11 protein-coding genes are annotated in these 11,290 nt (G+C 63.7%); 6 read left to right on the top strand and 5 right to left on the bottom strand.

Translation table 11 applies throughout. From position 1 onward, the window contains the following. Positions 1-1,655 (bottom strand): hypothetical protein (locus EN745_RS19295; protein ID WP_348630968.1); only part of this gene is annotated, 1,655 nt, incomplete at its 3' end. A 576-nt stretch (positions 1,656-2,231) separates the two neighbouring features. After that, on the bottom strand, positions 2,232-2,657 hold the full coding sequence (locus EN745_RS19290; RefSeq protein WP_127422025.1) for a VOC family protein: 426 nt from the start codon (positions 2,655-2,657) through the stop codon (positions 2,232-2,234). Between the two features lie 66 nt (positions 2,658-2,723). Here EN745_RS19290 and EN745_RS19285 point away from each other — a divergent pair, with 66 nt between their 5' ends. Continuing rightward, positions 2,724-3,350: a TetR/AcrR family transcriptional regulator gene (locus EN745_RS19285; RefSeq protein ID WP_126058800.1), complete on the top strand. Its 627-nt coding sequence runs from the start codon at positions 2,724-2,726 to the stop codon at positions 3,348-3,350. Here EN745_RS19285 and EN745_RS19280 read toward each other — a convergent pair. Further along, entirely contained in the window at positions 3,283-4,239 is a 957-nt protein-coding gene (locus tag EN745_RS19280) for a LysR family transcriptional regulator (RefSeq protein WP_126058799.1), read from the bottom strand. The genes EN745_RS19285 and EN745_RS19280 overlap by 68 nt on opposite strands. A gap of 109 nt (positions 4,240-4,348) precedes the next feature. On the opposite strand from EN745_RS19280, the gene EN745_RS19275 reads away from it, so the two are divergent. The 3 genes from EN745_RS19275 to EN745_RS19265 all read left to right on the top strand — a co-directional run bounded on the left by EN745_RS19275 (position 4,349) and on the right by EN745_RS19265 (position 9,114). Next, positions 4,349-4,990, top strand: coding sequence for an FMN-dependent NADH-azoreductase (locus tag EN745_RS19275; RefSeq protein ID WP_127422024.1), 642 nt, complete (start codon positions 4,349-4,351; stop codon positions 4,988-4,990). Between the two features lie 168 nt (positions 4,991-5,158). Then, positions 5,159-6,541, top strand: a complete 1,383-nt coding sequence (locus EN745_RS19270) for a 3' terminal RNA ribose 2'-O-methyltransferase Hen1 (protein ID WP_127422023.1) — start codon at positions 5,159-5,161, stop codon at positions 6,539-6,541. Beyond that, positions 6,538-9,114, top strand: coding sequence for a polynucleotide kinase-phosphatase (locus EN745_RS19265; protein WP_127422022.1), 2,577 nt, complete (start codon positions 6,538-6,540; stop codon positions 9,112-9,114). The genes EN745_RS19270 and EN745_RS19265 overlap by 4 nt, the downstream gene beginning before the upstream one ends. 11 nt (positions 9,115-9,125) lie before the next feature. Here EN745_RS19265 and EN745_RS19260 read toward each other — a convergent pair whose 3' ends face one another. Next, entirely contained in the window at positions 9,126-9,419 is a 294-nt protein-coding gene (locus tag EN745_RS19260) for an HlyU family transcriptional regulator (RefSeq protein WP_127422021.1), read from the bottom strand. A gap of 67 nt (positions 9,420-9,486) precedes the next feature. Then, positions 9,487-10,128 carry a TetR/AcrR family transcriptional regulator gene (locus EN745_RS19255; RefSeq protein WP_126058795.1) on the bottom strand — a complete coding sequence of 214 codons (642 nt, stop codon included), beginning with the start codon at positions 10,126-10,128 and terminating at the stop codon, positions 9,487-9,489. Between the two features lie 160 nt (positions 10,129-10,288). On the opposite strand from EN745_RS19255, the gene EN745_RS19250 reads away from it, so the two are divergent. Together EN745_RS19250 and EN745_RS19245 are read left to right on the top strand one after the other, a co-directional pair. Further along, complete coding sequence (locus EN745_RS19250; protein ID WP_127422020.1) at positions 10,289-10,966, top strand: PspA/IM30 family protein; 678 nt, start codon at positions 10,289-10,291, stop codon at positions 10,964-10,966. A 39-nt stretch (positions 10,967-11,005) separates the two neighbouring features. Continuing rightward, positions 11,006-11,266, top strand: a complete 261-nt coding sequence (locus tag EN745_RS19245) for a YiaA/YiaB family inner membrane protein (protein WP_126058794.1) — start codon at positions 11,006-11,008, stop codon at positions 11,264-11,266. The last annotated feature ends 24 nt before the right edge of the window (positions 11,267-11,290 follow it).

Genomic DNA, 11,290 nt, shown 5'->3' with positions numbered 1-11,290 from the left:
GCGTTGCGCCCTCTCTTGCTCGGGTCGGCCTCGGGAAGGCTGTGGACTTGCACGGCAGGTGGGGGCGCGATTGGCCGATGGTGGCCCGGCAGAATGATATCCGGCCCGCCCCACCAGGCCCTCAACCTTATGGCTGCGGCAACCTTGGCGCCCACCCAGCGGATCGCGCGGACGAGAACGGACCTCTTCGGAGGCTCGGTCGCTTGCCCGGCATCCCTGGCGCGGCGCACGTTCAATGTGCCGTTTATCAATAGATAGGGCGCCTTCGAGCCGAGAGCGTCCAGAGCGATGTCCGCCTGATTTTCACTGCCGCCGAGGCGAAACGCCTGCCGAAGCCGGTCACGGTAAAGGCGGTGCAACCCGTTGGCGTTCTCGGTGAAGTTAAAGGCCACAAATGTGACGATGGCGCTGATGGCCAAATAGTTGAGCAGTACGGTGGATTCGTCGTGCTGCCAGACACCTTTCGCCATCCTGGCTGCCACGGCGAAAATGGCTGAGCATGCAATAAGCAGCAGCACCTTGATGACCACCGATCCGCTATAGTCATGCCTCATCGCGCCAAAGAAGCCACTGAGCCGGCCGGGGGCCAGATCGTCCGCGAGATAACGAACCACAAAGGTTCGCGCCGCCAGAAACAGCGCCATCGATATGACAAGGATCGTGAACAGGACGCGATTGTCGGCCGTCAGCCAGGCTGGACCGTAGGCATAGCCGCTGTCGCGGCCAAACAGCCACGACACGTCGAAGCCCCAGATCGTGATCGGCGAAAAGATCTTGATGCCCCAGATCGTGATCAACAGAAAGAAGCCGTAGATCAGCAGGGGCAGGGCGAGACCGAGTGCGAGAAACGCCGCGCGCGCCAGATAGCCGCGCAGCTGGTGTCCGATCCCCGGCGAATTCAGGGCCTTCTGCAGCCAGGAAATCAGAATGCCCCTGAAGGCGGCGGTGGCTGTGACGATGGCCGCCGCCGCCGTGATCAGCGCCTTGAGCGTCTCCATTGTCGTCTGCCGATGACCAGCCTTCGGAGAGGTCACCTCGATCAGCCACAGAATGATCTTGGGCTGAATTTCAATCAGGAGCAGGCCGGCGGTGACCAGCAGCAGGGTGCGACCGCCCTTGGCCCATCTACTGTCCTGTTCCAGGCGCTCGCCTTTGCGCGCAAAGGCATAGCTGTCGGTATAGGACCGTCGCAATCCCCACACGACCAGCCAGACGGCGAGAACCACCATCATCGACCGCGAGAGCACGAACGGGTTGGCCACCAGCGATCGCAGGCTGGCGGCCCATCCCGCCTTGCCCCAATCGTCGCCGAAGAGCCAGTTGGCGACGTCGAGCACGATGCTGTGCCCGAGATGATCGGTGGTCGGGTTGGTCAGGATGACGAATGTCGCCAACGGCAGGATCAGCGTCAGCAACAGCAGGACATTGACCATCCAGCCGCGCATCAGAATGCCGATCGACAGCGTGATATCCTGGAAGCCGCGCGGCGCCAGGAAACGGCTGTTGTCGCGGATGTGGCCGACCAACGCGTTGTCGCGCACGTCGTCGCCCGAGGCGAAGGGAAAATCGAGCGGCCCGTCCTCGCTTTTCTTCGCTGGATCGAGTTCCAGACTTTTCGCTTGCTCGAGTTCCTGGCGCGTCATGTCGGCGATCATCGCCGATCCGATGTAGCCGCCGCCCGATACCGTCGACAGATAGTCGATCCGCGGTATGAGCTTGTACTGATCGAGTGCCTGAAGCGCGCCGAGGCAGAACGAAGCCGATCTTATCCCGCCACCCGAAAGCGCCACGCCAAACAGCCAGGCCGGATCACCCTTGGCAACGGAATCGGGCTTGCCACCCCCAGCATCTTTTGAAGCATCCACGCCAAGCGCCTTGCGGCGAGCGAGGATGGCGTCATACTCTGATCGCAGAACCGTCTCGAATTCGTCGGTATACAAGATAGAATCGGATTTCTCTCCTTGACCGGCCATAGCTGTCCCCGACACCGCTATTGCTGATCAATACAACAGGCCACAAGCATTTTCGCAAGGATTAGCGCCGTCTGGAAAGTGAATCCGTCACCAAGATCATCCGTAACTTGAAAATCACAAGCGATTTTGACCGCATCAGGCGCCTTGCTTCGCAGATGGGAGAAGATCAGCGCGCTGACTATGGTTCATCACTGGTGGGGCAAGACGTTCGCTCAGGCGGCGGAGCCCGCAACGCGCCTGCTTTCCCGCTATCCCCATTCAGCCGCCCTCCACTTCCTGCACAAACTGCGCCTGAAATTCCGGGCTCAATGGGATCGGCTTGATCACGTCGATCAGCACGCCGTTCGGGTCGCTGGTGATGAAATGGCGCTGGCCGAACGGTTCATCGCGTAGCGAGCGAAGGATCGGAAGGCCGGCCGCCACGACACGCTCATAGACCGCGTCGGGGTCGCCAACCTCGAAATTGATCAGCAAACCTGATGTGCGGCCCCGTCCTTCCTCCGGGATCGTTTCGTGGTCGCCGTGCACGATGCCGAGATTGACGCGTCGGTCCTCGGCCGACTGCAAATGCACGTACCAGTCGCTCTCGAACAGCGGCTTGAAGGCGAAATGCTCGACATAAAATTCTTTCGTACCGGCGACGTCGCCTGTCATCAGCACCGGATAGTAGCTCGTCGTCTTCATCTTTCCTTCTCCCGTCAAACAACATACAGTCTGCATGTAAATGCAATTAACATACAGGCTGCATGTATGCAACGAGAATCCGCGCGCCGCTCCAATCGCGATCGCACCGAGGCGACGCGCGCCGACCTGATCGACGCCGCGCGAAAACTGTTCACCGAAAAGTCCTATGCCGAGACCGGCACGCCGGAGATCGTCGCCGCCGCCGGCGTCACCCGCGGCGCGCTCTATCACCATTTCGCCGACAAGCAGGCGCTGTTTGCCGCCGTGGTCGAGCAGGAGGCTGCCGCGGTGGCCGAAGAGGTCGAGCGCGCCTCGCCCGCCTCGCTCCCTGCCCGCGACGCGCTGATCGCCGGCTCGGACGCCTATCTGGCGGCGATGCGGGCGCCGGGCCGCACTCGGCTGCTGCTGCTGGACGGGCCTGCCGTGCTCGGCCGATCCGCCATGGATGAGATCGACAACCGCCATGGCAACCGTTCGCTGCGCGAAGGCCTCGTCGCGGCGATGCGCGAGCAGTCCATGGCAAGACTGCCAATCGAGCCGCTGACCGCATTGCTCGCCGCTGCCTTCGACCGCGCCGCGCTTGCCGTCGAAGCGGGAGCATCGAGCGGCGACTACCGCGCCGTGCTCATGGCGCTGATCGACGGTCTGTCTCCGGCTCCTCCTCGGTCCACACGCCCGGCTCCATCTCGTTGAAGCAGCCGAGCCCTCGTTTGAACCGGTCGATCAGCCAGGCCGCAGCCGGCTTCGGGCTGCTGTCGTTGCGATGCATGGCAAAAAGCGGCGAACGCGCCTCCCTGAAGACCTCGAGGTCGAGCTCCACCAGCCTGCCGCTTGCCAGATCGTCGGCGATCAGCCAGCGCGGCAGGCCTCCCCAGCCAAGCCCCTCCCGCATCAGCATATGCTTGGTGCGCATGTCGGTCAGCCGCCATGTGCGGTAGGCGAAGACGCCAAAGTCGCGTCCCTTGGTACGCTCGGACTGGTCGGTGACGACGAGCTGCGTATGTTCGCGCGCATCCTCGAGCGTCACAGGCTTCGGCAGCAGCGCCAGTGGATGGCTGGGCGCGGCGGCCAGCACGATCGACATGAAGCCGATGCGCACGAGGTGGACGTCGACCTCGCCCAGCATGCCGCCGATACCGAGGTCGGCCTGCCCGCTGAGCACATGGTCGGGAATGACGCCAAGCGTGCCGATATGCAGGCGCAGCATCACGGTCGGAAACTGCGCCTCGAACGCCTTCAGCACCCGCACCAGCACCGGCGACGGCAGCGCCGCATCGACCGACAGCGCAACTTCGGCCTCCAGTCCCTGGTGATGGCCGTCGACCCGCGAGCGCATCCGCTGCAGCACGCCGATCATGCGCCGCGCATCTTCGAGCATCGCCCGTCCGACATCGGTCAGTTGCGGTTCGCGCGTCCCCTCGCGCTCGAACAGTTTCAGCCCAAGCTGCGCCTCCAGGTTGGCGATACCATAGCTGATGACGGATTGCGCCCGGTTCAGCTTGCGGCCGGCGGCCGAGAAACTGCCGGTGTCGGCAACCGCCACCAGGATCTGCAATTGGTCGAGCGTCGGATTGGGCTGCATCGTTATATCTATTTTGTGGATGGATCGTATAGAAAATATACCAGTTTTTCGAATGAGTCGAGCGACCCATATTCAGCGGGACAGTTCAATCCCACTGGAGAGCCCCGCAATGTCCATTCTTCTTGTCACCTCGAGCCCGCGCGGCGCCGCCTCGCACTCGACCCGCATCGCCACCGAGCTTGCCAACAAGCTGCTTGCCGCCGATCCGTCGAACACGCTTGTCGTGCGCGATCTCGTCGCCAATCCGCTGCCGCATATCGATCCCGACTATTCGACCGGCATCTACACGCCCGCCGAGGCGCGCAGCCAGCGCCAGGCCGAAGTCGTCGGCGTCTCCGACGCGGTACTCGACGAGCTCTTCGCCGCCGACACCATCATCCTCGCCACCGGCTTCATCAACTTCGGCATCTCCTCGACCCTGAAGTCGTGGGTCGATCACGTCGCCCGTTCGGGAAAGACCTTCTCCTACGGCGAAGGCGGGCCGAAGGGTCTCGTCAACGGCAAGAAGGTCTATATCGTGCTCGCTTCCGGCGGCATCTATTCCGAGGGCGCGGCCGTGCAGATGGATCACGCCATCCCCTATCTGCGTGGCGTGCTCGGCTTCCTCGGCATGACCGATGTCGACGTGATCCGCATCGAAGGCGTCGGCATGGGCCCGGACGCTGTTGATGCCGCGATCGCCAAGGCGTCTGCCAAGGTCAACGCGGTGGTGGCCGGAACCGCCGGCAAGCAGGTTGCGGCAGCGGCGTAACGCACGACGCCATCCCGACCGAAGCAAAAAGGCAGGCGCCAGCGCGGCGCCTGCCTTTTTTGCCCGTGGTGCCTGCTCATTCGGCCAGGGCATTGCGCCCAGTCCAGACTCAGTAGATAGCCGTGCAACGCCATTGGTTATTCTGCCGGTCTGCGCTATCGGTCGCTGATGTTCCTGTCCGTTGCTACAACACATGGTCCGGCCACAGACCTCGGTTTCCTGCTGCACAAGCATCCCGATCGTCTGCACGAGACTGAGCTCGCCTTCGGAAAGGCGTGGTTGTTCTATCCCGAGGCAACCGAGGAGCGTTGCGAGGCCGCACTTCTCCTCGATGTCGACCCGATCGGGCTCGTACGGGGCAAGGGCCAGGCGGAAGGCCTGCTGGACCAGTATGTAAACGACAGGCCATATGCGGCATCGTCCTTCCTGTCGGTGGCGCTCAACAAAATGCTGCGGACCGCGATGACCGGCATTTCAAAGGAGCGCCAGGAACTGGCCGAAAGCGCGTTGCCGCTGGAGGCCGTGGTGACACCGCTGCCGATGCATGGTGGCGAGGCTCTGGTTCGAGACCTGTTCGAGCCCTTGGGGTGGACCGTCGATCTGACGCCGATCGAGAATGTCGGGCATCGGGCAGGCAAATGGCGATACGGTCATCTCAAGCTGACCGGGACAGGCCGGCTGAGCGGCTTGCTGAACCACCTCTATGTCCTGATCCCTGTGTTGGACGACGCAAAGCACTACTGGGTCGGCGAGGCCGAGATCGACAAGCTGCTGTCAAAGGGTGAAGGCTGGCTGGAAAACCATCCCGCCAAAGACCTGATCGTGCGCCGCTATCTGCGCAATCGCGGTGCGTTGGCCCGCATCGCCCTGGAGCGGCTCGCTCCCGAGACGGCCGACGAGGCACTGCCCCCCGAAGTCAGGGACGCGCCCGAGGAAGCGCTGGAGGTGCCTATTCGGCTGAACGACCTGCGCATGGACGCGGTGGTCGATGCCATTCGGGCGACCGGCGGAACCGTCATCGCCGATCTGGGATGCGGCGAAGGCAAGCTGCTCTATCGCCTCGTGCGCGAGCGATGGGTCCACAAGCTGTTCGGGCTCGACCCCGCAGTGCGCGAACTGGAATGGGCTGCGAAGCGTCTCAAGCTGAACGAGTTCGGTGGACCGCCCGAAGGTCGGGTCACGCTGTTGCATGGATCGCTGACATACCGAGACGGCCGCTGGGCCGAGGCCGACGTCGCCGTGCTGGTCGAGGTCATCGAGCACCTCGACCAAGACAGGCTGCCCTTGATCGAACGCATCGTTTTTGGCGAGACGGCGCCAAAATCCGTGATCGTCACCACTCCGAATGCGGAGTACAACGCACTGTTTCCGAACCTGGCCCCGGGCAACTTCCGCCACCCGGACCATCGCTTCGAATGGAGCCGGGCGCAGTTCGAAGCCTGGGCTGACAAAATCGGTAAGATCTATGGCTATGCCGCCGCCTTCAGCGGTATCGGGGCTGTTGACGCCGTCCTGGGCGCGCCCACGCAAATGGCGGTGTTCACGCGGTGAGAGAGCTCGACAAGACCGACCTCGCCCTTCCCGATTTCTCGCTGGTGGTGCTGATCGGCTCGACCGGATCGGGCAAATCGAGCTTTGCCGCCAAGCACTTCCTGCCGACCGAAGTCATCTCCTCGGATCGCTGCCGCGCGCTTGTGTCCGACGACGAGACCAATCAGGACGTTTCGGCGGACGCCTTCGAGTTGATGCGCGAGATCGTTGGCAAACGACTCAAGCATCGCAAGCTGGCAGTTGTCGACGCCACCAACGTGCGCGCAGCCGACCGCAAGGCGTGGATCGAATTGGCGCGCAAGTGGCATGCTCTGCCAGTCGCCGTCGTCATCGATCCAGGCGTCGACGTCTGCATCGCGCGCAATGCAGCGCGACCTGACCGACAATTCGGCGCCGGTGTGGCCCAACGCATGACGACCGAGATCCGCAAGGGTCTTGGCGGCCTGCAACGCGAGGGCTTCCGCCAGGTCTGGAAGCTTGGCAGCGAGGCCAGCGTCGATGCCGCCAAGGTCTCGCGCCAACCGCTGTGGACCGACAAGCGGGACGACTCCGGTCCGTTCGACATCATTGGCGACATCCACGGCTGCGCCGACGAACTTCAGACCCTGCTTGGCCAACTCGGCTACAGCGTCGCCTGGTCCGAGGATCGCGGCGACCGAACGGTCGTCGTTACCCCGCCGGAGGGACGCAAGGCCGTCTTTGTCGGAGATATCGTCGATCGCGGTCCCAACTCGCCCGACGCGCTGCGCATCGTCATGGGCATGGTGGCGGCCGGCACTGCCTACTGTGTCCAGGGCAATCACGAACGCAAGCTCGGCCGCTGGCTGGAAGGCCGCAAGGTCACGGTCGCCCACGGCCTGCAGCAAACCATCGACCAGTTGGATGCTCAGGATCGCGGCCTCCGAGAGGCTCTGCCGGCTTTCCTTGACGGTCTGCGCAGCCACGTCTGGCTGGACGGTGGACGCCTGGCGGTTGCCCACGCCGGCCTCAAGGAAGAGATGATCGGACGTGGTTCGGGCGCCGTGCGAGAATTCGCTCTCTATGGCGAGACCACGGGCGAGATCGACGAATTCGGCTTGCCCGTCCGTGCCGACTGGGCCACGGCCTATCGCGGCAAGACGGCCGTGATCTACGGGCATACGCCGATGCTGTCGGCTGAATGGCTCAACAACACCCTGTGCATCGACACCGGCTGCGTTTTCGGCGGCAAGCTGACGGCCTTGCGCTGGCCGGAGCGCGAACTTGTCGAGGTGCCGGCAATCCAGGTCTGGTCCGAACCGATACGCCCTTTGGGTGGATCCGATCCCGGCAAATCGGCCCAGGCCGACGCCGACGGCGTGCTCGACTATCAGGACGTCTCGGGTCGCCGCTGGATCGAGACCGAACTAAGGGGCCGGATCGTCGTGGCCGAGGAGAACGCGTCGGCGGCACTGGAGGTGATGAGCCGCTTCGCGCTGACGCCGCAGTGGCTGGTGTATCTGCCGCCGACGATGTCGCCGTCCGAGACCAGCAACCAAAGCGGCTGGCTGGAGCGTCCCGAGGAAGCCTTCGCTCACTTTCGCGAACGTGGCATCGCTGAGGTCGTTTGCGAGGAAAAGCATATGGGTTCGCGGGCCGTCATCGCGCTCTGCCGGAACGCGCGGACGGCGCGCGAACGCTTCGGTGTTTCAGGAAACGAGACCGGCGCAATCTGGACGCGGACGGGGCGCTCCTTTTTCAAGGATGCCGAGATGACGGAAGGCCTGCTCGCCCGTCTTCGCGCGAGCGTCGATGCGGCGGACCTGTGGAACGAACTGAGCAGTGACTGGCTGCTGCTGGACGCCGAGATAATGCCCTGGTCGGCCAAAGCCGGCAGCCTGATCGAAAGCCAGTATGCGCCGGTGGCGACCTCCTCGGCCGCCGGCTTCCAGGCGAGCCGCGAGGCGTTGGCCCGGGCATTGGCGCGCGGCGTCGATGCCGCCGGCCTGAATGCCCGGTTCGATGACCGGGCCGCGCGCGCGGCCAAATACGCCACCGCCTGGGCACCTTACGTATGGCTGGTCACTGGCATAGACGACCTGAAGGTCGCGCCGTTCCACCTACTCGCCAGCGAAGGACATGTCTGGTTCGACAAGGACCACGTCTGGCACATGACGCTTGCGGCCCGTCTGACTGCCGACGATGGCGTGGTGACCGGCACGCGGTGGCGTACGCTCGATCTGGCCGACGCCAATGCGTGCGCGGAAACGATCGCTTGGTGGGAGGCGCTGACCGGTTCGGGCGGGGAAGGCATGGTCGTCAAGCCGCGCGACTTCGTGAGCCGCGGCAAAAAGGGGCTGATCCAGCCGGCGTTGAAGGTGCGCGGCCGGGAGTATCTGCGCATCATCTACGGCCCCGAATACGATGCGCAGGATAACCTCGTTCGCCTGCGGGAACGTGGGCTGGGCGGCAAGCGCAGTCTGGCGCTCAGGGAGTTCGCTCTCGGTCACGAGGCGCTGAAGCGGTTTGTGGCAAAGGAACCGCTGCGGCGGGTACACGAGTGTGTGTTCGGCGTGCTGGCACTGGAAAGCGAGCCGATCGACCCGAGGCTGTAGCAATGATAGTCCTAGCCGAAGATTCGCTCGCCCTGCTCGTCGACCAGTTGGATGCCTTTCTTGATCGAGATGTCGACGGCATCGTCCAGGCCGGCGAAACGGTCGGCGCGGATGAAACGGTGTTCCTTCGTCACGCCGTCGATTTCCTTCGAGACCACGCCGCAGGTCTGGTACTGGCCGTCGGCCTTGTAGGGCGTGGCGCTGATCAGGAAACCCTTGTGCTCGACCTGCTTTGCCGGCGCCGCGCTCTTGGGTTCGCCCGCATCGCCGCCGCCACCGCCGAAAAGCTTTTTCAGAAAAGACATGGTTCAAATCTCCACTTTCACCTCGGCGCAAAATGCCTGCGCCGGTTCTCATTATCGCATTTAGGCGTCACGACGGTGCCGCGCCAGCATGATCCAATGTCCCGCCCCGTTCCAGCCCCTTGATGAAGACGGCGACCAGGAGCTCGATCTGCTCCCAAGTCTCGTCCGCCTGGCGCCCGGCGGAATTCGCGGCATAGCCGCTGGTGACGATGCCATGCACGCTTGACCACAAGGTGCGGGCGGCGATCCGCAGGCGGTTTTCGTCGAGGCCGAAGCGGCCGTCGGCGAGTACCCTGGCGATGATCTGCAGCAGTTCGCTGAGCCGCGCCTCATAGGCGTCCGGCTCCGCATGCGCCGGCTGGCGGCGGTTGAAGGCAAGCAAGGCCGGCCAGCTCGCCGGATGCGCCTCCACGAAGCCGGCATAGGCGCGCGCCAGCGCCAGCAGGCATTGCCGCGTGTCGGTCACCCCCGCCTTTTTGAGTTCGGCCATCGCTGCGGCGCCGGCTTCACCCAGCCGATCGAGCAGCCGCATGTTCACGGCGCGATGCAGGTCGTCGATATCCCGGAACAGATTGTATATGGAGCCGACCGCGATGCCGGCCTCGGTGGCGATGGTCCTGGCCTTCAGGTTCTCCGCCCCGCCGGCTTCGATCAGATTCTCCGCGATGGCGATGACGCGCTCGCTCATCTCTTCCTTGTCCAGTGCCAAACCGTGTCTCCGCATTCTCCGCCGCCTCTCGGGCGCGGCAACGTATGCCGGTTTACCATAATCCATTCTGCATGAACAGCGTTCAAAAAGCACCTTGAACAATGTTCATCTTCTGCTACATTCCTTTTGTGAACAGCGTTCATAAAGGGAGAACGAACAAATGCTCAGTCTTATCAGGACATTGCTGGACGGCGCCGGCACCAAGGCCGAGGACCGGCTGAAGGACCAGTTCGCCGTCGACCTTCTCGCCCAGCGCATTCGTGATGCCGAAGCCGGCCTCGCCTGCGCCAAGCAGACGCTCGCTTCACTGATCGTGCGTCAGCGTGCCGAACAGGCGAGCCTCGACCAACTCGACCGCCGCATCGCCGATCTGGAGACGCGCACCCGCAGCGCCCTTGCCGCGGGAGCCGGGGCCCTCGCCCACGATGGCGCTTCCGCCATCGCCGAACTGGAGAACGAACGCGAGGTCCGCCGCGGCACCGTGCACAGCCTGACCGAGAAGACCTTGCGCATGCGCCTGTCGCTGGAACAGGCGCACCGACGCATCGTCGACCTCAACCAGGGCATGATTTCGGCGCGTGCCATCGACGCCGAGCAGAAGGCGCAGCGCCGCCTCAACCGTTCCATCGGCCGGACAGCCAGCCTCAACGAGGCAGAGGCGCTGCTCGCCCGCATCCGGGAGCGCAGCGACCCGTTCGAGGAAGCCAGCATCCTCGACGAGATCGATGCCGGCCTCAGCCAGGAAGCCATCCGCGGCAAGCTGGAGGAGGCAGGCCACGGCCCCTCGACCAAGGTCCGGGCACAGGACGTGCTCGAGCGCCTGAAATCCACGCACTGATCCACGAAACCTACCTCACCAACCAAAGGGACAACGACAATGAACGCCAATCAGACCTACATCATGTTCAACACCATCTCGGTCGGCATCGCCTATTTCATGCTTGGCCTGTCGCTGTGGCTCGCTCCGGTCGACCTGTCGACCAAGGGCTATTGGGGCATGGGCGTGCTCTTGCTCACCGGCAGCCTGGTCAACCTCGTCAAATACCGCACCGACGAGCGCGTCGCCGCCGAGACGACTGCCAAGATCGAAAAGGCGCGCAACGAAAAGCTGATCAGCGAATATGTCGGCAAGGAATGACCGCCGGCAGGCACGTCCCAGATA

Origin of the sequence: Mesorhizobium sp. M4A.F.Ca.ET.022.05.2.1, from assembly GCF_003998845.1 — a bacterium.
GTDB lineage: Bacteria > Pseudomonadota > Alphaproteobacteria > Rhizobiales > Rhizobiaceae > Mesorhizobium.
The sequence above is the reverse complement of the archived record's forward strand: the minus strand, read 5'-3'. Positions and strand labels throughout refer to the sequence as shown.